This window comes from Kitasatospora sp. NPDC057738 (assembly GCF_042798815.1).
Taxonomy (GTDB): domain Bacteria; phylum Actinomycetota; class Actinomycetes; order Streptomycetales; family Streptomycetaceae; genus Kitasatospora; species Kitasatospora lactacystinica.
The window spans coordinates 49,488-73,752 of record NZ_JBHVJT010000047.1; the positions used below are offsets into that span (position 1 = coordinate 49,488).

A 24,265-nucleotide genomic window follows, 5' to 3' on the forward strand; every position below is an offset into this window, starting at 1 on the left:
TCCCCCCGCTCAGCCGATCTCTTCCGGTTTCCCGCCGATGCCCCGGTGGAAGGCGCCGCCGTAGAACAGCAGCGCCTCCCGGTGGTCCGCCCAGTCCGAGGCGAGCACCTCGCCGAGGAAGATGGAGTGGTCGCCGCCGTCGTACTGCTCGGCGAGCTTGCACTCCAGCCAGGCCAGCGAGTCCGACAGCAGCGGGGCCCCGGTGAACGGGCCGGGCTGCCAGTCGAGGCCGTCGAACTGGGCGGCCCCGCGCGGCCTGCTCTTGTTCGCGAAGTACCGTGCCAGGTGCTCCTGTTCGGCGCCGAGCACGGAGACCGCGAAGGACCTGGACGCCATGATCGCCTCGTGCATCGTCGCGGAGCGGGCCACGCAGCACAGCACCATCGGCGGTTCCAGGGAGACCGAGCTGAACGCGTTGGCGGTCATCCCGTGGACGTGCTCGCCGCCGGTGGTCAGGACCGTGATCCCGGTGGCGAAACGGGCCATCGTCTCGCGCAGGGCGCCCGGCAGGACCGCGCGGTTCGCCGCGGCCGCCGACGTCGCGCCCGGCGCCTGGGCGGGGGCCGGGGACCGGCCGTTGCCGATCACAGCGCCCGCCCCGTCCCGACCGGCCCGCCGGGCGGGACCTGCGCCGCGAGGGCCCGCGCGACGGCCGGCCCCTCGGCGTACGGCACCAGCGCCAGGCGCAGTTCCTCGGGCACCCGGGCGGGGACGGTGGCCGTGTTCGGCCCGCGCATGCACGCGATCCGCTGCCGGCCGCGGGCCACCAGGTTCTCCTGCTCGCCGTCGATCCGCATGTAGTCGAAGCTGAACTGGATCTGGGTCTGGGTCAGCTCCTCCAGCCGCATCCGGACCGACAGCTCGTCGAACGAGGTGATCTCGGCGAAGAAGTCGCACTCCACCTTGAGGGTGAACAGCTTCAGGTCGTCCCGCAGCTCGGCGAGCACCCCCGGCGCCTTGTCCTTGAGGAACATCTCCCGGCAACGCCCCTGCCAGCGCAGGTAGTTCACGTAGTAGACGTTGCCGACGAGGTTGGTCTCCTCGAAGCCCACGGTGTGGCGGATCTCGTAGTAGGCCGACATCAGTTCTCCTTCCCGACGAGTACCGCGAAGAGCACCGGCTCCGTCCGGTCGTTGACGGTGGTGACCCAGGTGGCGACGGCCGCGTCGCCGGCGGACAGGACGACCCAACCGCCCGGGTGGACGCGGTCGAGCGTCAGCGCCTGGGTGGTCGCGCCGGACTTGCGCAGGCACTCCAGCGCGCTCCAGACCCTGGTGCCGGCCACCGCCGGGCTGCAGCCCGCCTCGGCCACCAGCAGGTCCCGCAGGGCGAGTTGACCGGTGCCCAGCAGGGCGTCCCAGTCCTCGGCGCTCCGCTCCAGGACGGTCTCGACGTCGCAGGCGAGCCGCCCGGGGCCGGCCACCGCCAGGGTCAGGCCGGGGCCGTGCGAGGCCGAGACCGTGATCCCGTCGAGTCCGGGCCCGCCGGCGAGTTCGGGCTTGCCGTCCGGCCGGTGGCGCAGGTCCACCGGCCGTCCCAGCGCCCGGCCGAGGGCGGTCGCGGTGCGGGCCCGGCGGTCGCCGTCGGCGGACTCCGCGGTGGATTCCGCGGCGGGCTTCGCCGCGGGCTCGACGACCACCGCGCGGCTGCCGCCCAGCACCCGTTCCAGGCCGCGTTCCAGGTACGAACCGAGCATCGCGGGCACCCACGGTCCGGCTCCGTCGCGCTTGCGGACGGCGACCAGGGTCAGCCCCTCCCAGCGCTCGACGACCTTCCCGGCCGGGGTGCGCACGTCGAGGTCGTAGACGTAGCTGTCCCCGTCCTGGGAGCGCTCCCTGGCGTCGAGCACCACGTACTCGGCGTCCTGGTCCGCCGGGTCGGCCAGCCAGAGCCGCTCGATGCTCTGCGGCAGCAGGGTGGCGTCCGGCACGCAGCACTGGATGGCGTGCATCATGGCGTCCCGGGTGCCGGGGTCGGCCAGTTGCTGGTCCTGCGGCAGGAAGGCCGCGAACCACGGCGCCGGGGCGGTGGTGGAGATCTCCGCCAGCGCGTGCCGGGCGCTCGCCCGCCGGTACTCCAGCAGGCGCTGGAACCGCTTGCCCTGGAAGAGCACGCTGCCGTACAGCTCGGTCACCGGGTCCACCGGCACCGCCGGCAGGCCGAATTCGACCGGCACCGGCGTCCCGGGCACCTCCGGCCGCGGGTAGCGCAGCCGGGCCCGGAAGTGGTCGGCCGCGAACTCGGTGCCCTCGCTGCGCAGCACCACGTCCACCGTCCCGGGCTCCCGGACCAGCGCCGCGATCCGGATGGTGGTCGAGCCGCCCGGCCGGACCACCACGGGCCGGCGGAACTCGACGTCCTCCAGCAGCGGCGGACCCTGGTGCCCGCTCACCGCGGCGGCCACCTGGGCCATCGCCTCCATGCCGAGCACGGCCGGGAAGAGCAGGTCGTCCTGGAGCCGGTGGTCGGTCAGATAGGGGTCGCCGCCCTCGGTCAGCTCGGTCTCGGTGATCAGCTCGATGTCCGGGTGGTGCACGACCACCCGCTCGACGAACCTGGTCAGCGGCAGCTCGCGCCGTTCGGTGGTGAGGGTGGGCAGGCCGCCGGCCCGCCCGCTGACCACCAGGACGGGGCCGGCCGAGGGGTCCGCGAGCACCTCGCGGAGCACCTGGATGCCGTTCTCGGTGGAGATCGGCGTGATGCCCTCCCGGATCAGCGCCTCGACGACGCCGAGCCGTTCGCCCATGCCCGCGCCCGACCAGACCGACCACTCCAGCGCGACGGCCCGGGCCCGCGGGTACCGGGCCTGGAAGCGGAGGGTCAGCTCGGTCATCCAGTCGTTGGCGGTGGCGTAGTGCGCCTCGCCGCGCAGTCCGGCCCGGCCGATGATCGAGCCGAAGGTGATCAGCAGCTTCAGGCGTTCCGGTTCGACGGCCGCCAGGACCGCCTCCAGACCGTCGGTCTTGGGTGCCAGGGTCCGGCGGAAGTCCTCGGCGCTCAGCGCCTCCAGGGCGGCCGGCTGGTTGCGGCCGGCGCCGTGCAGCACGGCGGTGACCGGGCCGAGCCCGTTCTCCAGCAGGGCCACCGCGGCGGCGGTCTCCTCGGCCGAGGTCACGTCGGCGCGGGCGTACCGGTGGCGCAGGCCCGCGGCCTCCATCCGGGCGAGGTTCCCGGCGAGTTCGGGGTCGGTGGCCGGATCGGCGCGGCCGATCAGGGCCAGGGCCGCCCCGGAGTCCTGGGCCATCGCGATGGCGCACTCGGCGGTGATGCCCTTGCCGCCGCCGGTGACCAGGAGGACGTCCCCGGCGTCGAGCGGGGACCCGCCCTCGGTCGCGGGGCGCAGCTGCAGCGGTCGGAGCACCGGGACGGTCCGGCGCCCGTCCGGCTGGTAGCGGACCTCCGCGAAGCCGGCCGTGGCGGCGGTCTCGGCGACCACGCGGGCCACCGCCTCGTCACGGGCCGCGCCCTCGGGGGCGGTGTCGGCCAGCTCGACCACCGTGACCGGGACCGACGGGTGCTCCAGGTGCAGGGTCTTCGCCAGGCCGGAGGCCCCCAGCCGGTGCTGGACCACGACCAGCCGGGTGCCCTCGGGGGCGGCCAGGACGGCCCGCCCGGCGGTCAGGAAGAGCTCCGCCTCCTGCGGTCCGCACGCGTCGGGGAGGCAGAGCAGCACGCCGTCCCCGACGCCGGCCGCGGCGAGCGCGGCGCCCAGCGGTTCGGCGAGCGGGTGGCCGGGGGTGCCGTGCACCGTCCACCGCCCGGCGGGGGCGGGGTCCTCCGCGGGCTGCGGCCGGGCCGGCAGGACGGCCTCCCGGTGCTCGACCGCGAAGGGCCGCACCCACGGGGCCACACCGGCGACCTCGCCCGCCGACTGGCCGCCGTCCTGCGCGGTGTCCGCCAGCTGGTCGATCAGTTCGGCGATCCCGCCCAGGTTGACGGTCGCGTAGTTGGGCGTCGCGGCGAGCACGGGCCGGCCGAGCGCCCGGGTGACGTCGTTGACGATCTGGCCGATGGTGATGGAGCTCAGGTGCAGGTCGTCCATCGGGTGGGTCTGCGCGGTGACGGAGTCCAGCGGCAGTTCGACCCGCTCGGCCGCGAGCCTGCGCAGCAGCTCCAGGGTGGAGTCCTGGCCGTCGCCGGTGTCCGCGGACACCGCCGCGCCGGCCCGCTCGTCCCGGCCCGGCCCGCCGTCCGCCGCCAGCTCCGCGCCGATGGCCGGGGCCGCCTCGCAGGGGTTGGCCAGGAAGGTCATCGCACCGTCCGCCGGCAGCTGCCGGATCAGGCGGTCGCCGAACAGGGCCGCGGTCCGCAGCGGTACGCCGAGCACGAACGCGGCGCCGGCGACCCTGAGCAGCGGGCCGAGCGAGGCGCTGTCGGTGTCCACCGCGAGGGTGGTGAGGTTCGGGGCGATCTCCGCCAGCAGGCCGGAGAGCACCCGGCCGGGACCGACCTCCACGACCAGGTCGGCGTCGGCGACCGCCACGGCGGCGGCCTCCTGGAACCGGACCGGGAGCAGGACCTGTCCGCGCAGGACCTCGCGCAGGTCGGCGGACGGGTCCAGGAGCCGTCCGGTGACCGTGGAGGCGATCGGGCGGACGGGTTCCCGGAAGTCGAACCGCGCGAGCTCGGCGGCCATCGCGACCGCGGCCGGCTCGACCAGCGGCGAGTGGAAGGCGTGCGACACGTTCAGCCGGGTCGCCGTGACGCCCTCGCCCGCGGCCCGGCGGCAGACCTCGTCGACCGCCTCGGCGGGGCCGGAGAGCACGGTCTGCCGGGGCCCGTTGTAGCCCGCGATCACCACGTCCTGTCCGGCGGACAGCCGGGTGGCCTGCTCCGGGGTCGCCGCCAGTCCGGCCATCGCGCCGCCGCCGTGGCTGGCCTGGGCCATCACCCGGCCGCGGATCGTGGCGAGGCGCACCACCTGTTCCTCGGTCATCGCGCCCGCCCAGTGCAGGGCGGTGAGCTCCCCGAGGCTGTGGCCGACGGCGGTGTCGGCCCGGATGCCGACCGCGTCCAGCACCCGCAGGGCGGCCAGCGAGCCGGTGACGATGCGCGGCTGGGCGACCTGGGTGGCGACCTGGTCGTCGCCGTTGGGCAGGGCGGCGGCGCGGAACACCTCCTCCGCCGCGGCGAACCGGCGCCGGATCGCGCCGACGGCGCCGCGGCCGGAGCCCTGGCCCGGGAAGAGGTAGGCGATCCGGGGGGCGGTCCGGGCGTGGCCGAGGAAGATCCCCTCACCGGCCGAGGACACCTCCCGCGCTCCGGAGTCGAGCAGGGCGAGCAGCCGTTCGAGGCCGCGCACGGCGTCGTCCGGGCCGGTCGCCACCACGGCGGCCCGCACCGGGCCGTCGGCGAGCCGGTCGGCCAGGGTGCCGGCCAGGTCCGCGAGTTCGGCCTGCGCCAGCTTCGGCACCAGGTCGAGCAGCCGGGTCAGCTCCGCGCGCAGCGCGGCCGTGTCCGCCGCGTCCAGCAGCAGGAGTTCGGCGTCCTGGCGGCCGGCGACCAGCCGGGTGGTGCGCGCGTCGAGCGCCTCGCGCCGGGTGCTGCCGGGTGCCTCGGCGAGGGTGACGTGGGTGTTGATCCCGCCGAAGCCCATGGCCGACACCCCGGCCCGGACCGGGTGGCCGGCCGGCCAGAGTTCGGCCTGGCGCGGGACGTACATCGCCGCCTCGTCACCGAGCAGGCCGGGGTGCGGGTCGACGTGGCCGGTGGCCGGGGGGATCACCTGGTGGTGCACGGCGAGGGTCGCCTTGATCAGGCCGGCCACGCCCGCGGCGGCCTTGGTGTGCCCGAAGTTCCCCTTGACCGTCCCGAGCGCGGCCGGACGGGCCGTCGGGTCCGCGGTGCGGCGGGCGGAGGACAGCGCCTCGATCTCGGTCGCGTCGCCGAGGGCCGTGCCGGTGCCGTGGCCCTCGAAGTACGAGACCGTCTCGACGCCGTAGCCGGCCCGCCGGTAGGCGCGGGTCAGTGCCAGCCGGTGGCCGCTCGCCTCCGGCCGGGTGATGCCGCCCTTGCCGTCCGAGGAGACGCCCCAGCCGCTGATGCTCGCGTAGATCCGCCGCCCCTGCGCCAGCGCGTCCCGCTCGCGCATCAGCACGAGCATGCCGGAGCCCTCGCCGGGCCAGAAGCCGTTGGAGTCCCGGTCGTAGACCTTCATCTCGCCGGTGGCCAGTGCGCCCGTCTTGGCGAAGCCGATCACCTCGAACGGGTCGATGGACAGGTCGACGCCTCCGGCGACGGCCACGTCCAGCTCGCCGTCGGCCAGTGCCTTCGCCGCCGTGACGACGGACAGCAGGGAGGAGGAGCAGGCCCCGTCGACCGTGTAGCCGCCGCCGCGCAGGTCGAAGTGGTTGCAGATGCGGCCGGCGATGGTGTTGGCGAGGCCGCCGGCCAGCGAGTCCTCGTCGATGGCCGGGAAGGGCGCCTTGTACTGCGGCTCCAGCTCCTGGAGGAGCTTCGCGACGTCCTCCTCGGACCAGCCCTGGCCGGTGAGCGCGGCGGCCACCGTGCGGCGCACGTAGGGCCACCGCAGCCGCATGATGTTGGCCCGCGAGAATTCCCCGGTGAGGCTGTTTCCGACCACCACGCCGGTGCTCTGGTGGGGAAGTCCCGCGCCGTCCGGGAATCCGGCGTCGGCAAGCGCCTCGGCGGCCACGTCGAGGGCCAGCCAGTGCGTCAGGTCGGTCGCCCGGTACGTGCTCCCGGCGACGCTGTATTTGATGCGGTCGAACGCGTAGTCCCGCAGGACCGCGGCCTTTTTCGTGTAGTGCCGGTCCGGCGCACTCCGGTCCTCCGACCAGTAGTCCGCCTGGTTCATCCGCTCGTCCGGCAACCGCCGGAAGGCTCGCCGGCCGCCCAGTACGTTGTCCCACAGTTCGCTCGCCGAATTGGCGTCCGGATAACGGAGGCCAATTCCTACGATAGCGATCCGCTCACTGCTCACGTATTCACCACCCATGGAGATGAATTGACGGCGAATCTCCTCGCCGACTCGACTCGCCTGCACTGTCGTCAAGAATGCATCTGCGGCCACCCCGATGTCTTCTCCGAGTTTGCTTTCCGCCTGGTGGGGGGCGCTGCTTTTCCATAACGGTGTGATTTCTCGGCGCCGCTATTCAATAACGCCGTCATTTCCTGGGCGGGCCGCGCCCGTCCGGACGACCGTGCCGGTGGACGTGCCGATGCCCGTGCGGACGGTCGTGCGGGCAACTGGGCGGGCGGCTGGGCGGGCAACCGTGCCGACGCCCGTGCCGATGCCCGTGCGGGCGGGCGGGAACGCGCCGAGGCTCCCGCCGGTCGGCGGGAGCCTCGGTCGTGCGGGGCCGTGCGCGGGGTCAGCCGTCGGCGGCCTCGGGCAGGCGGGCACCGAGCCGGGCGCCCAGCTCCCGGGCCGCCGCCAGGGCGGCCCAGGAGGTGAGCTCGATCAGCGCGGTGTCACCGGGCCGGTCGCTCCGGAACTCGGCGAGGAGGCCGTCGTCGACCTGGTAGGAGGCCTGGGCGGTCAGCAGGGCCAGCCGGCCAGCCGCACGCTGGTCCCCGGGCAGGGCCGACACCGCGTCCTCGACCCAGGCGCGGCTGATCCCCGGCGGCCGGCCGTCCCACCCGGCCAGCCGGTCCGCCACCAGGGCGCGGACGCCGTCCGGCACCGACCGGGCCCCCGCCGCGTCGATCGCGGCGGCCGCCCGGGCGAACGCGCCGGCGACGCTGGGGATGCCCGCCGCCCAGCTCAGGTCCCCGGGCAGCGGCGCGGAGGGCAGCAGGTCGAGGGAGGTCCCGGCCGGCGGGGCGAGGCGCGCGCTGCGGCGCATCAGCCGGCCGAGGACCGCCCTCGCCGCCGACCGCGCGGCCGGCGGGAGACCGGCCGGCAGCGGGCTCTGCGCGAGGAACAGGTTGACCATGCGGTTCAGGTAGTGGAAGGTGACGGCCACCCCGACCAGCTCGGGCGCCGCCTGCGCGGGGAACGGCGGCCGGTCGTCCGGCGCCGGCCCCCGGTCGCCGTCCGCCCGGAACCAGTCGGCCCACCCCTCGGCCGTCGCGCGGGCCGTGCCCGGGGCGGCGGCCCCGGGCAGCAGCGCGGCCAGCGCCGTGCCGTGCACCTCCACGCAGTACGGGCAGGCGTTGGCGGCCGAGACCGCCGCGGCCACCGCCTCCTTGGTCGCGCGGTCGACCCGCCCGCCGGCCACCAGGGTCTCCCGCAGCATCACCCAGGAGGCGGCGAGCACCTCCGGCGCGGCGGCGTGCAGCCCGATCGGCGGTGCCAGCATGCCGAACTCCCGCTCGACCTCGGCGAAGACGCCGGCCACCTCCTCCCCCGCGGCTGCCGGCCGCACCGCGGCGACCCGGTGGATCTGCGCCATCGACCTCCGCAGGGCCGACCGCAGGAACGGTGTCGTCATGTGCCTCCTCCTCGACGGCTCGATCCGGTGCCGGGGCCGGCTACCGGCGCATCAGGCCGGGCAGCTGCACCTGCACGCCGCGCCGCCCGCTGGTCGCACCGTCCGGCGCGGGAGCGCCGTAGACGACGTTCACGCCGCGCTCCCGCGCGGCCCTCACGATGCCGGGGATCGCGCGTTCGGCGAGCGCGGAGATGGTCAGCGCGGGGTTGACCGTGAGCGCTCCCGGGACGGCGGAGCCGTCGGTGACGAAGATGCCCGGGTGGTTGCGGAGTTCCTGCCGGTCGTCGAGCGCCGAGGTCTGCGGGTCGTCGCCGATCCGGCAGGACGCCAGCGGGTGCACGGTGTACGCGCCCACCAGGTCGTTGGTCCACGGCATGACGCGGGCGAGTCCGTCGCGCTCCAGGATGTCCTTCACCACGGCGTCCGAATCGGCCCAGGCGCGCAGGGTGTTGGCGGTCGGCCGGTACGAGATCGACCCGCGCCCGAGCATCTGCTGGGAGATCCGGACGGCGTTGCCGGTGGGCGGCGGCGGCCCGAAGACGCCCTCGTTGTCGTCCTCGATCATGGTGAAGACGGTCAGCCAGGACTGCCACTGCCGGACCAGTTCCTTCTTCTCCACGCCGAACCAGCTGGGCCCGGTCGCGTCGGGCACCTGCGCCAGGATGGTGCCGAAGCCCGGCGGGAAGTAGAGCTGCTCCAGGGAGAACCGGGAGTGCTCCGGCAGCGACCCGTCGAGGTTGTCCCAGCTCGCCACGACCGGGCCCTTGCCGATCTGGTTGGCCTTGAACGCCCGGCCGTCGGAGCGCTTGAGCCCCAGCAGGTCGCGGGCCTTCTCCTCGTCCACGATGGCCGTGTTGAGGCGTTCGCCGTTGCCGGAGAAGTAGCGGCCCACGGCGTGCGGCATGGTGCCCAGGGTCGCCTCGGAGCGCTGGAGGATGACCGGGGTGGCGCCGGCGCCGGCGGCGAGCACGACGATCTTCGCGTCGATCGTGCCGCTGCCGACGTGCACCCGGTAGTCCACGTCGTCGACGACGTCGTAGTGCACCCGGTAGCCGCCGTCGTCCGTCCGGGACAGCTGCTGCACCTCGTGCAGCGGCCGGATCTCGGCGCCGTGCGCGAGGGCCGCCGGGAGGTAGTTCAGCAGCAGGGACCGCTTGGCGTCGAAGCGGCAACCGGACATCATCCAGTTGCAGTTGGTGCACTTCGCCCGGTCGATGGCGGCCGGGACGGGGTTGGCGGTGCGTCCCGCGTGCTCGCAGGCGGCGGCGAACAGCCCGCCCGAGTACGTGACGTCGTTCCAGTCCTGCTGGGTGATGGGCAGCGCCTCGGCCACCCGGTCGTACCAGGGGTCGAGGACGTCCCGGTCGATGGCGGCCGGCCACATCCGGCGGCCGATGCTGCCGCGGCGCTCGAAGACGAACCGCGGGGCGCGCGGCATCGCGGCGAAGTACACCACGCTGCCGCCGCCGACGCAGTTGCCGCCGAGCAGGCTCATGCCGTCGCCCACCACGAAGTCGAAGATCCGGGTGTACGAGGAGCCGAGCAGGAAGTCGTGGTCGAAGTCGTCGGCCTTCAGCCACGGGCCGCGCTCCAGGATGGTGACCTTCGCGCCGCCGGCCGCCAGGTGGTACGCCGCGATCGCGCCGCCGAAGCCGCTGCCCACGATCAGGACGTCGGTGCTCTCGGTACTCGTCATGCGGGACTCCCTGTAGGCGTGGTGTCCGGGTGGGGGTCTGCCAGCTGCTTGCCGTACGAGAAGTCGGGGAACCGCCACAGGCCGTCCTCGTCGGGCTTCATGAAGCCCATCGCCGTGAGGCCCGGGTGGCCCGCCGCGAGCGCGTCCGCGGTGTGCATGTGGGCGGCCGTGTCGAAGGCCATGTTGGCGAACAGCGCCAGCAGGACCCACAGTTCCCGTTCCTGGTGCTCCGTTCCGGTCAGCTCCTGCACCAGGCCGGTCCGGTCCGCGAACGGCAGGGCGACGAACGGCGGCACCGAGTCGTCGAGCCGCAGGCCGTGCTCGTCCGCGTACGTGCTCGCGTGGCGGTTGAGCGCCTGCACGTAGTCGTCCAGGGCGTCCGACAGTCCGGTCGCGGGGGTTTCGAGCAGTTCGACGGCTCCCGCCTGGACGGCACCGCCGCCGGTCGAGGCGCCGGCCACCGCCCGGTCGTCGGGCGAGCGTTTCTCGCCCGGGACGATCGTGTCCGCGAAGGCTTCGAGCGTCATGGTCCGGTCATGGTTTCGATCTGAGGTAGGCGATCCCACCGGCATCTCCTCAGCTGCTTGTCGAAAAGCGGGGACGGCACGCACCGGCCGATCCCGATTCGCATACGCGACTGTGGCATCGTGCGCGCAATGCGCTCCCGCCCGCATCTCTCGCGTTGCTGATGGCTCCCGGCGCCGTTCAAACCCGACTTCCGGGACGTCTCACCGCTCGGACTTGCCAACGGCACGTGCCGCCCGGCCCATTGCGGCTGTCATGTGCCTGCTGCTACGGTCGTCACTTGCTATGGCGGCGACACTTTTCAGCTTCGCCTTCCGAAGGGGGTCCTCCCTTCGCTTGCCCTGGCGCCTTCGACAGTCGGCCTGTCACCGCGGCCGTGACTTTCGTTCCCGATCATCGCAAGGGTGGAATTCTGTTCATCCGCAGGTGCGGCGGAGAAGCTGGAGTCAAAGATGACATCTGCCATCGAGCAAGCTGTTTCCCGGGCCATCGAAACCATGCACGACAACATCGGCGAGTTACTGACCATCGACGATATGGCGCAGGCGGCCATGTACAGCAAGTTCCACTTCTCCCGGGAATTCCAGCGGATGACCGGGGTGTCACCACGGCGGTTCCTCTCCGCCCTCCGGCTCGAAACGGCCAAGCGCCTCCTCATCGAAACCTCGTTCACGGTGACCGAGATCAGCCACCGCGTCGGGTACAACAGCGTCGGCACCTTCAGCTCGCGGTTCGCCAGCAGCGTCGGCGTGCCTCCCACCACCTACCGTCAGCTCGGCGGCTTCACCCCCCGGATCGAGATCGACGCGCGCGGCCTGGCCCGGAGCACGGAGCTCTCCACCTTCCGCGGCGAGATCCGGGCCCCGATCGCGGGGAACCTCGGCCTCGTCTACCTCGGGCTGTTCCCGACCCGGGTCCCCGAGGGCCGGCCCGCCGCGTGTACCGTCCTCCCCCATCCCGGCGTCTTCTTATTCGACCAGGTGCCGGCCGGCACCTGGTACCTGCTGGCACACTCCGTCCCGGCCGCCTTCGACGAGGTGCTGACGGGTGACCACCCCGTCTCGGTGGGATCGGTCGGACCGATCGAGGTGCGGCCGGACGTGCCGCTGCTGCCGATCGAAGTACGCCTGCGCCCGGCCCGCGTCCTCGACCCGCCGGTCCTGCTGGCGCTGCTGGACGCGCGGACCATCGCGCAGACCGTACGGACCCCGATCACCGACACCGCCTGATCCGGCCCGGCCCGCGGCAGCGGGCCGGACCGACCGGGGCCCCCGCGACGGCGCGGGCCCCGCGCACGGAGCCCCCGCGACGTCGTCGCGGGGGCTCTGCCGTGCAGGGCGCGGGCGCGGCCGCTCAGCCGGCGGAGTGCACCGTCATCGGCAGGCCGCCGCGCACCCGCAGCGACAGCATCGGCTCGGCCACCACCCGGTACCCGGGCACCTTCCTCAGCCGCAGGTCCCGGGCGACCATGGCGATCGTGAACGTGGCCTCCAGCAGCCCGAGGTGGTTGCCGATGCAGAAGCGCGGACCCGCCCCGAACGGGATGTAGGCGTAGCGCGGCCGGTCCGAGGCCCGGTCCCGGTCGAAGCGCTCCGGGTCGAACTGCTCCGGGTCGTCCCAGAACCGGGAGTGGCGGTGCAGGGTGTACGGGCAGATCAGGACGTCGGAGCCGGCCGGGACGTGGTACCCGCCGACCTCGTCGTCCGCCTGGGCCTGCCGCGGCAGGATCCACACCGGCGGGTAGAGCCGCATGACCTCCTCGACCACCATCGAGGTGTACCGCAGGCGGTGCAGGTCCTCGAACTCGGGCAGGCGGTCGCCGAGCACCTCGACGGCCTCGGCGTGCAGCCGGTCCATCACCTCGGGGTGCCGGTCGGCCAGGTAGAAGGTCCAGCCCAGGGTGCTCGCCGTGGTCTCGTGGCCGGCCAGCAGCAGGGTGACCAGTTCGTCGCGCATCCGCTGGCGGGCGACCTTGTGGTCGGGCTCCTGCCGGGTGGCGACGATCAGGCGGGACAGCGCGTCCTCCCCCACGATCTCCCCGGCGTCGCGGGAGACCCGCTCCGCCACCAGCCGGTCGACCACCCGCTGCAGGTCCTGCCGGGCCTGCCGGAAGCGGAGCTGCTTGGACAGCGGCACCCAGCCGGGCACCATGCCCATGGTGACCATGTCGAACATCGCCTGGTCCTGCACGGCCTCGAAGTCGTGGCCGACCGCCTCGAAGGCGCTGAGGTCGACGTCGAGCAGGGTGCGGCCGAGCACCCCGAGGGTGAGGGCCGTGACCTCCTTGGTCACGTCGACCGGTGCGCCGCCCTCGTGCGCCCGCAGCCGGCCGACCAGCTTGGCCGCCTCCTCCGCGACGGCACCGGCCTGTTGGACGATCCGCTTGTGCTGGAAGGCGGGCTGGATCTGCCGGCGCTGCTTGCGCCAGAGCTCCCCCTCGCTGGTCAGCAGGCCGTTGCCGAGGGCCCGCCGGGCCTGGGCCAGGCCGATCCCCTTGTGGTAGTTGGCCGCGTTGTCCGCGAGCACGTGCTTGGCGTGGTCGGGGTGGTTGAAGAAGTAGAGCGTCTTGGGGCCCATGGAGATCCGGACCGCGTCGCCGTACTCCGCCGCGGCGGAGCGCATCATTTCGAGCCGGTCCCCGACCAGCCTGCGCAGCAGGACGGGGGCGGCCCGGCGCGGCGGGCCGGGCGGCACCCGACGGGTGGCGGCCACGGTCAGCACCCCCCGACGTTGGCGAAGCGGTCGGCGATGGCCTGGCGCCACACCTCGTACGCGGGCAGCGCGCCGGGCACCGGCCCGCTCGGCCGCGCCTCCTGGCTGACCGCGGCGGCCTGATCGGGCGTCATGCCGCAGAAGACCCGCGTGGCCAGCTCCGTGTGCGGCACCAGCAGTCCGGCCCGGATCCGGGCCTCGGCCGCGAACGCGCTGCCCTGGGCGACCATCGGCCCGTGGATGCCGGCCCGGTCGCGGAACGCGCACAGCTCCGCCTCGTCCACGCCGCCGGCGTAGGTGGCGGCCAGTCCGGCGCCGCCGTAGAGGTCGGACCGCCGGGACTCCGGGAACTTCTCGATCATGGTCGCGACGAGCTCGGCGTCGGTGCCGCCGACGAACCACAGGGCCCGGCCGATGCCCTGGTCGATCGCGCGGCCGGCGTACGACGGGGAGTCGTGCGCCGGCCAGGGGAAGGCCGGGTCCCGGTACTGCTGGTGGACGTACCGGTCGGTGCGGAAGTACGCCTGGTGGAAGCCGTATCCGTCGAGCACCAGCCAGCGCAGCAGCGGGTCGAGCTTGTCGATGTCGGGCCAGCAGAACCTCGGCAGCCGGGCCATCGCCCAGCCGATGCCGACGTAGACCATGTAGACGTGGTCGGCGCCCCGGCCCGCGAGGCAGCGGGCCACCGAGTTGCGGCCGGACAGCCGCAGCCCGTCGAGCATGGCGAAGCCCATTCCGGCGCCCTCGTAGGCGAAGCCGCGGAACCGGTCCGGGATTTCCTCCAGCGGGTATTCCGCCTCCGCCGGGTTCCGGGCCTCCACGGCGTGGGCGTAGCCCTCCAGGAACCGCGCGCCGACCGTCTCCAGGAGGTCCTGGGCGGCCGGCGACTTCCGGTGGAAACCACGCGTTTCCAATAGCGTTTCAGAGGTGCTCGGAGTGAGAACTCGACGTCGGAGCGTCCGCCATGCACTGGACACGCCATACTCCTCTCGGGTTTCCCGCGGGGCGGCCGGTCCGCCCCGCGGATGACTTCGCACCGGTCCGGCCCGGGGGTCGTCCGGAAAACACTCAGGCCGCCGGCCCCGGCGCGGGCCGGGGCGAGGGCCCGGCCTCGCGGAAGTGCTCGCGCACGTTCGCCCGCCAGAGCTCGTACGGGGGCGGCCCGCCGGCGGCGCCCGGGGTGCGGTCGTCCACCGCGCAGGTGTCGGCCACCTTCGCCGCCGCCTCCACCGACAGGCCGGTCAGGGCCGTCGAGGCGACCTCGGAGTGCGCGGGCACGAAACCCGCGTACGCACGGGCCTTGGAGGCGAACACCGATCCCTGGGCGAGCTCCGCCCGGTGCGGGCCCGCCGCGTCGCGCAGCCCGGCCAGGCCCTCGGCCGTGCCGCCCCCCGCGAAGGTCGAGGCCAGTCCCACGCCGCTCCACAGGTCGCCCTGCCGGTCCGCGCCGAACCTGCGCACCGCGGCCGCGACGTTCGCCGGCGATCCGCCGTGGATGAACCACAGCGCCCGTCCGACGCCCTGGTCGACGGCCCGCTGGAAGTACTCGGGCGCGCCCTGCCACGGGTACGGCTTGGGCCTGCGCTGCCCGTCCACCCAGCGCCGGGTGTGGAAGTAGGCGAGGTCGAAGCCGTAGCCGTCGACGGCCAGCCAGCTCATCGTCGGGTGGTAGGGCGTCCCGGTGAGGTCCGGCAGTACCTTGGGCCACAGCGACCTCGGCAGCCGCGCCATGGCGAAGCCGATGCCGATGTACGCCAGGAAGATGTGCGGCTGCCCGGACCCGGCCAGCAGGTCGCGGGTGCGGTGGCCCCGGCCCATCGCGTCCAGGACGGTGAAGGCCATGGTGGCGCCCTCGTACGCGAATCCGCGCTGTTCGGGTTCGACCAGGCCGAGTCGGCGCTCGACCTCCCACTGGCTCCGGGCGTCGATCCCCCACTCGAAGCCGCAGACCACCGCCTGGGGCACCGCCTCCAGCCGTTCGGTGCTCTCCGTCGGTGTCACCGGGAAGCCGCGTCCGGCGAAGGTCACCGAGGCCAGTGACGGTGTCAGTACCAGTCGGCGCAGCGATCCGAAGGTCGTCGGCACGATCCCTCCCAGGCTCACGTCCCGCAATTGACGGTCCTCCCCATGGTCCTGAGGCGGCGTCACGGCCCGCATCTCCACGGTTGCGTTTCTGAACCCGCCCGGCCGCCGGGCGTCTTCGGGCGTGCTCCGCCCGCCGTCCCGCCGGCCGTCGCCCGGAACCCGGGCGCCACAATGGAACCGGCCCGCGCGAGACCGGGGTTCCGGCACCGTCGGTCCGTCCCCGCAACGTCGTCCAACCGAAGGAGAGCCCGTATGAGCACGTATCAGCGGAACGCCGAGGCCACGACCGGGTCGCTCTGGGACCGCTCACCGGACCATCTCGCCTACCGCGGCTCCCGGGAGAACATCACCGGGCTGCTGGGCGGCCGGCCCGCGGTGGCCGACGTCCCCGTGCCGGCCTGTCCGGGCTGGACGGTCCTGGACCTGGTCGGCCATCTGCTGGAGGTCTGCCGCACGGTGGCCGCCGACGCGCCGGGCAACCTGTGGGAGGTGCCGCACGCCGACTCCGGCGACGGCCTCGCCGGTCTGCTCGCCGAGTGGTCACGGCTGGACGGCGGGGTGGAGCGGGTGCTCACCGAGTCCCCTCAACTGCGGCACACCATGCTGATGATGGACGCGTTCACCCACGAGATCGACCTCCGGGTCGCGCTGGGGGAACCGGTGCTCCCGGAGCACCCGTCCTACCCCTCGTCGCTGGACCTGGTCGTCCGGGGCTTCTCCGCCGCGGTGCGCACACAGGGGCTTCCGGCGCTGCGCATCGAGACGCCGGGCGCCGAGTGGCGGGCCGGTGACGGCGAGCCGGCCGCCGTCGTCCGCGGGCACCGGCACGACCTCCTCCGCTCGCTCACCGGCCGGCGCTCGCCCGGGCAGATCGCCGGACTGGACTGGAGCGCCGCGCCCGAGACCTGGCTGCCAGCCTTCACCTGGGGCCCGTTCCGGCCGCCGGCGCAGCCCGTCGAGGACGCGGCCGCCGGGCGGTAGGCCCCGGGCCCGACCGGTCCTCGGCGGGCCGGGAAACGGCGCTGTGGCGCTGCCCCGAGCGGGCAGCGCCACAGCGCCGTTGCGGTGTCGTGCGCGGTGTCGCACGCGGGTGCCTCAGGCCGCGACCGCCCCGACCTGCTGCGGCTGCGCGGCCGTCCCGTCCGGGGCGCCCGCCCCGGCGGAGTCCGCCTGCCGGGACCGCTTGATCAGGTGCGCGACCCACCAGCCGATCCCGCGCAGGGCGCAGACGATGGTGGTGGCGTAGAAGAGCGTGTAGACCACGTTGAACACCATCAGGACCGCGTAGACCATGGCGACCGAGGAGCCGAACATGAACTGGGCCTTGGCCTTCATCGGCGTCGTACCCGGGTCGCTGATCATGTAGTTGGTGAACAGCACGAAGGCGACGCCGGTCATCGCGCCGAGCGCGGAGTACAGCGAGACGTCCCAGATCCAGTGCCGGACGAACGCCTGGATGGCGAACGCGCCGAGCCAGCCGACGATCAGCGGCGTCCGCTTGGTGAGCAGCGCGTTGATCACCGTTCCCGCGGTGGCGATGATCAGCGGGATCATGACCCGGAAGAAGGTGTTCGCGTTCTCCGTGAACTGGTACGGCGGCGCGATGCTGAACCAGGACCCGAAGCACACCAGCGACATCGTGATCCCGAAGTTGGACGGGTTCATGTAGTGCCGCATCCGGCCGGCGATCGGCGCCTGCAGGGCGTGCTTGCCGCCGACGCCGATGACCACTCCGAAGAACATCGGCAGCAGCTGGTTGTTCCCGTAGGTCAGCATGTTGACCGCGAGCGCCGTGATGTGGGCGGGCAGCAGGAACTCGTAGACCCCGCGCACCCCGTTGCCCAGGAAGCGCGGCGGGCGCCGCTGGGCCCAGCCGCTGACCAGCTCGAAGCAGATCTCGCAGGTGTAGGCGGTGAACACCGCGATGAACGGCCACAGCCAGGGCTGTTCGAAGCCGAGCAGGGTGTAGCCGAAGGTGTTGAACACGCTGATGGAGATCGCGAAGTTGCGCAGGGCGAGGTAGCGCGGATCCTTGGGCTTCGCGGGGGCGGCGGGCGCGGGGGGCGCGGCGGCCGGGGCGCCGCCGGGGCGGGACTGCGCGGTGGCGCTCATCGGTTCGGGACCTCCTGGGCGTCGCTGGTCAGCATCAGGGTGTGCGTACCGGCGGTGAGCTGCTCGGTCTTCTTGTGCATCCCGCCGTTCGCGTCCCGCCACCGCAGCTCGACGGTGACCGGACCCTGGTGGGAGCCGAGGCCGAAGCGCGTGTCGAAGCTGCGGAAGCCGCCGTGGCCACCGCCGCCGTCGAGCTGGGAGATCTGGGTGCCGTCCGGGGTCATCACGCACACGGTGGCGCCGTACGCCGGCGACCCGGAGTTCACCAGGCCCTCGCCCGCCCCGCCCTCGGCGGTCGGCCGGTAGAGCCGCAGGTTCAGCTGGTTGCCCAGGTTGGGCGAGGTGTTGGCGTAGAAGGCGGGCGGGCCCCACTGGCGGGCCACCGCGAAGTCCAGCCGGCCGGTCCCGGTGGTGTCGCCGGTGGCGAGGCCGCGGGTCGGGGTGGGCACGGCGATGCCCAGTTGCTCGCTGATGTTGACGTACGGGCCGTCGGGGGTCTTGGCGTAGAAGGCGATCGCCTCGTCCCCGGCGATGTCGTCACCGGGCTGGACGTTGGGCCACATCGCGGGGTTGGACAGCAGGTCGTCGTTGGTCATGGCCATCTCCTGCAGCCACGGCCAGCGGTTGATCTTGCCCTTCACGAAGCCGGTGGCCTGGAGGACGTTGAGGTCGCCGCTGTTGAGGAAGTCGCCCATCTTGGCGTCCCAGCCCCAGCCGGTCCAGGCCATGCCGTGCTCCTGGGCCTCCTGGGTGAACGGCGCGATGCCGGCGTCGAGCTTGTTCCGCATGTCGGCTTCGTCCTTGGCCTTGTTGATCCAGACGAAGTTGCTCTCCTCCAGGCCCCAGGCGACGGTGATGTTGCTGACCATCATGTCGAACTTGCCGTCGTGGCCGAGGTCGCCGAAGTCGACGCCCATGCCCTTGAAGGAACCGTTGCCGAGCACGAACGACTTGGGCGTGGTCGGAGTGCGCTCGCCCTTGGCCTCGGTGAGCTCGATGTGCCCGGGCGTCGACCGGTTGTACAGCAGGTGCCCGTGACCGAAGTCGTTGGCGACGTACAGCTCGGGCAGTCCGTCACCGGTCAGGTCGGCGCCGGAGATCGCCAGGGTCCATCCGGTCGACGCGTCGAAGGGGATGGCACCCTTCTCCTCCACGTACGACGCCGTGGGCTCGGGCCCCGAGGTGCTCTGCTGCCAGCGCAGGACGTGGTCGCCGCCGGCGTTCTTGGCACTGGACAGCGAGTCGTTCATCACGACGTTCTTCAGACCGTTGGGGTCGAGGACGTCGGAGTCGGGGAAGTAGTTGCCGATCACGATCGACGGGTGTCCGCTGCCGTCGAGGTCGCCGACGTAGTCCGCGTCGGTGTTCCAGCGCGGGCCGTGGTACTTCCCGTCCAGCGACTCCGAGGCCACCAGCTCGCGCGGCACGTAGGAGCTCGCGGCGGGGGTCGTCGCGTCCGACTTGGCCATGAACAGGATGGGCGTGCGGCCCCAGTACGTCACCAGGAGGTCCATCCGGCCGTCGCTGTTGAAGTCGCCGGGTGTGCAGCCGGTGGGCGCCATGGTGTCGTCCATCGGCAGCGGCTTGCCGTCCAGCACGAACGGCGTGAACCGGTCGGCCTGCCGGGCGGTCGGCGTGTACGTCACGACGACGCTGTCGGTCCTGGTGTCGACGATGCACATGCTGTTGGCCACACCGTGCCCGGTGAGGTCGTTGATCGCGATGCTGGCCCCGACCGAGGAGATCCACGAACGGATCTTCTGGTAGGCCGGGTTCACCTTCCGGACCGTCTTCATCGGCTGCTGGTCGTAGCCGGGCGGCATCGCGATGGGCATTTCCTTGAAGCCGTACTGCTTCGCGACCCCTTCCGCCCCGGCCACCGCGACCGAGCTCCGCGCCGCGAAGAACAGCGAGGCGGCCACCATGATCACCACCAGGCCCGGTACCAGTCTGCGGAATCGTTCACGGTTTGTCACCGAAATTCCCCTCTCGGCAGATCGCGTACGACCCTGCTTTCGCATCGAGTGCACTCCCGCGGCCGACTCCTACGGGCCGAAAAGGCCCGGGGTCCTGGTGCCGCGGTCCCGAAATGCGACGGTGAATCCCACTTCACTCGCAGGTCTACTGCACGAGCATGAACGCCGGACGCCCGCAAAGGCATCTCTCACATTGCTCACCGGCCGGGAACGGCTTTTGCCAATTGTTTTCCCGCCGAAATAATCTCCGGCGGCGTGATCGGAAAAGGGTGATCCGCCGTCCGCGATCGGCGAGTGGCGATCGGCGAGTGGCGGACGGCGGGCGGCGGACGGCGAGTGGCGGACGGCGAGTGGCGGACGGCGAGTGGCGGGCAGCGAGCGCCGGCCGGACGGCCGGGAACACGCCGAAGCGCCCTCCGAACGGACGACGGAGGGCGCTTCGACAGCAGGTGGTTCGACGGCGGGCGCGCACGCGGCCGCCGGGCGGCGCGCGCTCGGCGGCGGTCAGTAGCGGGCGGAGGCCCCCGGCGGCACGTCGTGGCGCAGCCACCCGGCGGGGTCCACCCGGCGGCGCACCCGGTCCACCCGTTCGACGTCGGCCGCGGACAGGTGCCGCTGCGGCTGCTCCAGCCGCTCGACCAGGGTCGGCGCGGTCCGGCCGGTGTCCCAGGGCGTCAGGGCGGAGCGGACCTCGGCGCAGTGCGCCCGGGCCGCCGCCGTCGCGGCCGGGTCGAGCGCCAGGCCGCCGGCGGTGAAGGCGAAGGCGGCGTCGAGGTGGCTCAGTGCCCCGCCGTCCGGATCCGGCACCGCGAGCGCGCCGCCGAGCTGCCGGAGTTCGGCGTTGACCAGTGGCGATCCCGAGCCCTCGCCGAGCACCCGGAGGAACGCCTCCGCGCCGTCCGCGCCGAGTTCGGAGAGCAGCAGGTGGTCCCCCACCACCGGCACCGGATCGGTCGGGTCCATGTGGGTGCGGACCACGGCCGACGGGGTGGTGGTCTCCCAGGTGTCCAGCACCGGCTCGGCCACCGAGCGGAACCGGCCGAGCAGGTCGGCGGCCTGGCGTTCGGCGGTCGCCAGGCCGTCCTCGGTCGGGCTGAGCACCACCCCGGCCAGGCACAGCACCGGACCGCCGGTCAGGACCGGCGGGATCTCCGGCACGGCCGGCAGGTTCATCACCCGGAACGCGGTGGTGACGGCCTCCGGGGCGTCCCGGGTCCAGCTCAGCCAGCGGGACAGCAGCTCGGGGCCGTGCGCGGCGGGCCAGAAGGCGGCGCCGGTGACCACCCGGGCCGCCGGGAAGAGCGCGATCTCGATCGCGGTGACGACGCCGAGTCCGCCGCCGCCCCCGCGCAGGGCCCAGAACAGCTCGGGGTCGGCGGTCGCCGAGACGCGGCGGAACTCGCCGTCCGGGGTGACGAGTTCGATCGCCCGGACGCTGTTCACGGCGAGCCCGGCCCGGCGGCCGTAGAAGCTGATCCCGCCGCGCAGCAGGTAGCCGACCACGCCGACCGTGGGCGAGGTGCCGTGCGGCGCCGCCAGCCCGTACCCGGCGGCGGCCTCGACCACCGCGCCCCAGCGCGTTCCCGCCGGGACGCGGGCGGTGCGGGCCACCGGGTCGATCACGACCGGGCCCGCGGGCTCGGTGCGGAGGAGCAGGGATTCGTCCATCGGGCGGGCCGAGCCGGAGGCGTGCCCGGTGGTGTGCACCCGGACCCACCGGCCAGCGCGCTGGGCGTGGCGCAGCGCCGACCGGACCTGTCCGACGGTGCGGACCGTCACCGCCGCCGCGGGCCGCACCGGCGCGGCCAGGTTGAACACGGCGGTCGCGGCGGCGAAGGCACGCTCCCCGGGCAGCGCGACGGCGTCCTCGGTCTCGGTCATGGCAGGAGCTCCTCGGCTCGTTGACGGGTCACTTGACGCCGAACCGGGCACGGGCCAGCTCCCGGGTGGTCACCGCGGACAGGAAGACCCCGATCCCGGAGTGGCTGTGCAGCGTGGACAGGTCGCGCCAGACCCGCTCGATCCGCTCCCCCTGCCGCACCGCGCTCGAACCCGCCGTCGGGAACAGCTGCCCCTCCACGGCGTGCCAGCACAGCCGGATCACCTCGCGGCAGATGGTGGCCAGGCGCAGGTCGTTCTCCCGGGTGAAGGCGCCCGGCCCCCGGGCGCACAGCTCCTGCCACTGGGCGATCGCCTGCAGCACGGCCGCCTCGGCCGTGGCGATCATGCCGGCCGCCTCGCCGTACCAGAACTGGTAGTCCGGGTCCTCGGCGCGGGTGACCACCGGCGGGAACAGCGTCGTGCGGGAGAGCATCAGCTCCTCGTAGGCGTCCAGCGCGCCCTGGGCCATGCCCACGGCGAGCGAGGCCACCTCCAGGAGCATGAAGCTGAGCGAGCCGCCGCCGTACTCCGGGTTGCCGTGCAGCCGGTAGCCGGGCGTGCCCCCGTCGACGACGACCTCGCTCATGTGCGTCCGCGGGAGCGTCAGGTGCTCCGGGACCCGGCCGTCCTCGATCACGATGCTGTGCGAGCCGCTGCCCTTGAGGCCCAGCTGGCCGCCCCAGTCGTCGAGCCGGCGGAACTCGGCGCGCGGAGCGACGAAGAGCATCGGCGCGGGCGGTTCGCCGGCCTCGCCGGGCACCGGGACGTGACCCATGAAGTGCGTCGCGTACGGCGAGCCCGAGCAGTAGTTCCAGGTGCCGTCGATCCGCCAGCCGCCGTCCTCGGCGCGCTCGGCCTTCCCGTTCGGCACGATGGTGGCCGGGCAGATGAAGTCGCCGCCGGCGAAGAGCTCGGCCTGCGCCCGCTCGTCGAACAGCGAGGCCGCGGGCAGGGCGTGGGTGGCGCCGAGGCAGTACATCCACCCGGTCGACGGGCAGCCGCGGGCCAGCGTCATCGCGACCCGCAGGAAGGTGTCGATGCCGAACTCGTAGCCCCCGTAGCGCTTGGGCACGAGGATCCGGTAGAAGCCGGCCCCGGCGAACGCCTCGTGGGTGTCCTGGGCGTAGTAGGTGCGCTGTTCGGTCTCGGCTTGCCGGGGCACCAGGAGCGGCGCGATGGCCTCGGCCCTGGCGATGATCTCCCCGGGTGTCAGACCGGGCTCGGGCGGCTGCGGCGAGCCGGACCCTGCGGCGTTCATGGCGACCGTCATTGCGGCGCAGCTCCTCTACGGTTCGGGCGGGCGTTCCACCGAAGCTGGATGGACTTTCCCGGCCAGCCTGGCCCGCGGCCCGGCCGGTGCGCATCTCCCGGATTGCCAGCACGATCGAAGAACCCACGGCCGGGGGGCCGTTGCTACGGTTCCGGGGCGAATTCGCCCCGGACTCCGTGAGAGGAATTCCCCATGAGCCCCAATGGAAAGCCGCAGTCGAACGCACCGGCGAGCAGGACGCCACTCTCCTTCAACCAGGAATTCCTCTGCGGCTTCGACCGCGGTGACGACGAGGGGCCGTTCGGCCCGCGGTTCCACATCGTGCACGGCTGGCGTCTGCGCGGGAAGGTCGACGCCGCGACGCTGCAGCTGGCCCTGGACGACGTGGTGGTGCGGCACGAGGCCCTGCGCACGGCCATCGTCCGGGGCGAGGGCGAGCGGTACCAGGAGATCCATCCGCCGACCCCGGTCCGGCTGGAGCTGCGGGAGCTGACCGGGGCGGATCCGGCGGCGCGCGAGCGGGCGGTGGAGGACCTGATCACCGAGGTGGAGTCGGGCACCATCAGCGCGCGGGAACTCCCGCTGCTGAAGGCCACCCTGCTCCGCTTCGACGAGGAGGACGCGGTCCTGGCCCTCGTCGTGCACCACACGGCGGCCGACGGCTGGTCGGTGCGGCTGATCATCCGCGATCTCGCCGTCCGCTACGCCGAGCGCCGCGGGCACACCCAGCCCGAGCTGCCGGTGGCCCTGCCGTACCGCGAGTTCTCGGCGTGGCAGCGGGAGTACGCGGCGGATCCGGCGCTGGAGGAGTCGCGCGCCTTCTGGCGGGAGCAGCTGGCCGGCGCCGAGATCTACTCGGTGGCCACCGACCGGCCGAAGTCGGCCGGCCTGCCGGAGTCCACCGCCATCCACCGCTTCACCGTCGACGCCGAACTGACCGCGCGGGCGGTGGAGATCGGCCGGGCGCTGCGCAGCACGCCGTTCATGGTGCTGATGGGCGCGTTCGCGGTGATGGTCGCGCGCTCCTCCGGAACGACCCGGGTGGTGGTGCCGACCTTCTCGCCGGGCCGCGGCGAGGACCGCTTCCACCACACGGTCGGGCCGTTCTTCAACTTCCTCCCGCTGTGCACCGAGCTCGCCGGGTCGCGCGACTTCGCCGAGGTGGTCGCCCGGATCCGCACCACCAGCCTGGAGGCGTACGCCCACGACATCCCGTTCGGGCAGATCCTCGGCCAGGCACCGGAGTTGATGCTGCCGACGCTGGAGGACGGCCGGGCGGCCTGTGTCTTCCAGGTCTTCCCGTTCCCGTTCCTGCTGGACGGGGAGCTGATCGGGGACCTGGAGTACACCGAGGTGCGGCGCCGGCTCACCTCGCAGCCGGTGGGCTCGGACGTGCCCAACGGCGCGCTGTGGACGCTCAACCTCGACCCGGCCGGGGACGTGGTGGCGGGCATCCAGTACAACAGCAACCTCTACGACGAGAGCTCGGTGGCGGAGCAGGTGGACCGCTTCCGCGAGGTGCTGCGGGAGCTGGTCGGCGCGCCGGACGCGCCCCTGGACCTCCGTACCGAGCGTTCCTGAACCACTGGGGCCGACGGTCCCCGCCGCGTGC

General features: G+C 73.3%; 16 protein-coding genes. 3 read left to right on the forward strand and 13 right to left on the reverse strand.

Annotated features, from left to right (window positions below):
• Window positions 1–9 precede the first annotated feature (9 nt).
• The 6 genes from ACFVGO_RS24510 to ACFVGO_RS24535 form a co-directional block, all read right to left on the reverse strand.
• Window positions 10–588, reverse strand: coding sequence for a flavin reductase family protein (locus ACFVGO_RS24510; protein ID WP_359912752.1), 579 nt, complete (start codon window positions 586–588; stop codon window positions 10–12).
• Window positions 585–1,082 carry an acyl-CoA thioesterase gene (locus ACFVGO_RS24515; protein WP_380358024.1) on the reverse strand — a complete coding sequence of 166 codons (498 nt, stop codon included), beginning with the start codon at window positions 1,080–1,082 and terminating at the stop codon, window positions 585–587. The genes ACFVGO_RS24510 and ACFVGO_RS24515 overlap by 4 nt, the downstream gene beginning before the upstream one ends.
• On the reverse strand, window positions 1,082–6,958 hold the full coding sequence (locus ACFVGO_RS24520; protein ID WP_380634037.1) for an SDR family NAD(P)-dependent oxidoreductase: 5,877 nt from the start codon (window positions 6,956–6,958) through the stop codon (window positions 1,082–1,084). Before ACFVGO_RS24520 ends, ACFVGO_RS24515 begins: the two co-directional genes overlap by 1 nt.
• A gap of 376 nt (window positions 6,959–7,334) precedes the next feature.
• Window positions 7,335–8,396, reverse strand: a complete 1,062-nt coding sequence (locus ACFVGO_RS24525) for a carboxymuconolactone decarboxylase family protein (RefSeq protein ID WP_380634026.1) — start codon at window positions 8,394–8,396, stop codon at window positions 7,335–7,337.
• A 40-nt stretch (window positions 8,397–8,436) separates the two neighbouring features.
• The gene (locus tag ACFVGO_RS24530; protein ID WP_359912763.1) at window positions 8,437–10,092 is read right to left on the reverse strand and encodes a GMC family oxidoreductase; all 1,656 of its coding nucleotides are present in this window, start codon (window positions 10,090–10,092) and stop codon (window positions 8,437–8,439) included.
• Entirely contained in the window at window positions 10,089–10,619 is a 531-nt protein-coding gene (locus ACFVGO_RS24535) for a DUF5987 family protein (protein WP_359912765.1), read from the reverse strand. The genes ACFVGO_RS24530 and ACFVGO_RS24535 overlap by 4 nt, the downstream gene beginning before the upstream one ends.
• Before the next feature lie 450 nt (window positions 10,620–11,069).
• Between ACFVGO_RS24535 and ACFVGO_RS24540 the strand changes: the two genes are divergently transcribed.
• Complete coding sequence (locus tag ACFVGO_RS24540; protein WP_380634029.1) at window positions 11,070–11,846, forward strand: helix-turn-helix transcriptional regulator; 777 nt, start codon at window positions 11,070–11,072, stop codon at window positions 11,844–11,846.
• Window positions 11,847–11,970: 124 nt separating this feature from the next.
• Here the strand turns inward: ACFVGO_RS24540 and ACFVGO_RS24545 are convergent, their stop codons facing one another.
• The 3 genes from ACFVGO_RS24545 to ACFVGO_RS24555 form a co-directional block, all read right to left on the reverse strand.
• The gene (locus ACFVGO_RS24545; RefSeq protein ID WP_380358012.1) at window positions 11,971–13,329 is read right to left on the reverse strand and encodes a cytochrome P450; all 1,359 of its coding nucleotides are present in this window, start codon (window positions 13,327–13,329) and stop codon (window positions 11,971–11,973) included.
• Between the two features lie 2 nt (window positions 13,330–13,331).
• Window positions 13,332–14,306, reverse strand: coding sequence for a DUF1702 family protein (locus tag ACFVGO_RS24550; protein WP_359912774.1), 975 nt, complete (start codon window positions 14,304–14,306; stop codon window positions 13,332–13,334).
• Between the two features lie 91 nt (window positions 14,307–14,397).
• Window positions 14,398–15,414: a DUF1702 family protein gene (locus ACFVGO_RS24555; RefSeq protein WP_380634032.1), complete on the reverse strand. Its 1,017-nt coding sequence runs from the start codon at window positions 15,412–15,414 to the stop codon at window positions 14,398–14,400.
• A 252-nt stretch (window positions 15,415–15,666) separates the two neighbouring features.
• On the opposite strand from ACFVGO_RS24555, the gene ACFVGO_RS24560 reads away from it, so the two are divergent.
• Window positions 15,667–16,395 carry a maleylpyruvate isomerase family mycothiol-dependent enzyme gene (locus ACFVGO_RS24560; protein ID WP_380358006.1) on the forward strand — a complete coding sequence of 243 codons (729 nt, stop codon included), beginning with the start codon at window positions 15,667–15,669 and terminating at the stop codon, window positions 16,393–16,395.
• Between the two features lie 114 nt (window positions 16,396–16,509).
• Here the strand turns inward: ACFVGO_RS24560 and ACFVGO_RS24565 are convergent, their stop codons facing one another.
• The 4 genes from ACFVGO_RS24565 to ACFVGO_RS24580 form a co-directional block, all read right to left on the reverse strand.
• Window positions 16,510–17,526, reverse strand: a complete 1,017-nt coding sequence (locus ACFVGO_RS24565; protein WP_359912783.1) for an enediyne biosynthesis protein — start codon at window positions 17,524–17,526, stop codon at window positions 16,510–16,512.
• Window positions 17,523–19,451, reverse strand: coding sequence for a CRTAC1 family protein (locus tag ACFVGO_RS24570; protein ID WP_359912795.1), 1,929 nt, complete (start codon window positions 19,449–19,451; stop codon window positions 17,523–17,525). The genes ACFVGO_RS24565 and ACFVGO_RS24570 overlap by 4 nt, the downstream gene beginning before the upstream one ends.
• A gap of 555 nt (window positions 19,452–20,006) precedes the next feature.
• Window positions 20,007–21,383: an FAD-binding oxidoreductase gene (locus tag ACFVGO_RS24575; protein ID WP_380634034.1), complete on the reverse strand. Its 1,377-nt coding sequence runs from the start codon at window positions 21,381–21,383 to the stop codon at window positions 20,007–20,009.
• 28 nt (window positions 21,384–21,411) lie between these two features.
• Complete coding sequence (locus ACFVGO_RS24580) at window positions 21,412–22,653, reverse strand: acyl-CoA dehydrogenase family protein (protein WP_359912789.1); 1,242 nt, start codon at window positions 22,651–22,653, stop codon at window positions 21,412–21,414.
• Window positions 22,654–22,845: 192 nt separating this feature from the next.
• Between ACFVGO_RS24580 and ACFVGO_RS24585 the strand changes: the two genes are divergently transcribed.
• On the forward strand, window positions 22,846–24,234 hold the full coding sequence (locus tag ACFVGO_RS24585; RefSeq protein ID WP_359912792.1) for a condensation domain-containing protein: 1,389 nt from the start codon (window positions 22,846–22,848) through the stop codon (window positions 24,232–24,234).
• Window positions 24,235–24,265: the final 31 nt, after the last annotated feature.

Bases quoted from the DNA above. Each gene is read 5' to 3' on its own strand.
- ACFVGO_RS24515 (WP_380358024.1), bottom strand. From the start codon at position 1,082: ATGTCGGCCTACTACGAGATCCGCCACACCGTGGGCTTCGAGGAGACC.
- ACFVGO_RS24520 (WP_380634037.1), bottom strand. From the start codon at position 6,958: ATGGGTGGTGAATACGTGAGCAGTGAGCGGATCGCTATCGTAGGAATT.
- ACFVGO_RS24525 (WP_380634026.1), bottom strand. From the start codon at position 8,396: ATGACGACACCGTTCCTGCGGTCGGCCCTGCGGAGGTCGATGGCGCAG.
- ACFVGO_RS24530 (WP_359912763.1), bottom strand. From the start codon at position 10,092: ATGACGAGTACCGAGAGCACCGACGTCCTGATCGTGGGCAGCGGCTTC.
- ACFVGO_RS24535 (WP_359912765.1), bottom strand. From the start codon at position 10,619: ATGACGCTCGAAGCCTTCGCGGACACGATCGTCCCGGGCGAGAAACGC.
- ACFVGO_RS24540 (WP_380634029.1), top strand. From the start codon at position 11,070: ATGACATCTGCCATCGAGCAAGCTGTTTCCCGGGCCATCGAAACCATG.
- ACFVGO_RS24560 (WP_380358006.1), top strand. From the start codon at position 15,667: ATGAGCACGTATCAGCGGAACGCCGAGGCCACGACCGGGTCGCTCTGG.
- ACFVGO_RS24565 (WP_359912783.1), bottom strand. From the start codon at position 17,526: ATGAGCGCCACCGCGCAGTCCCGCCCCGGCGGCGCCCCGGCCGCCGCG.
- ACFVGO_RS24570 (WP_359912795.1), bottom strand. From the start codon at position 19,451: ATGGTGGCCGCCTCGCTGTTCTTCGCGGCGCGGAGCTCGGTCGCGGTG.
- ACFVGO_RS24575 (WP_380634034.1), bottom strand. From the start codon at position 21,383: ATGACCGAGACCGAGGACGCCGTCGCGCTGCCCGGGGAGCGTGCCTTC.
- ACFVGO_RS24580 (WP_359912789.1), bottom strand. From the start codon at position 22,653: ATGACGGTCGCCATGAACGCCGCAGGGTCCGGCTCGCCGCAGCCGCCC.
- ACFVGO_RS24585 (WP_359912792.1), top strand. From the start codon at position 22,846: ATGAGCCCCAATGGAAAGCCGCAGTCGAACGCACCGGCGAGCAGGACG.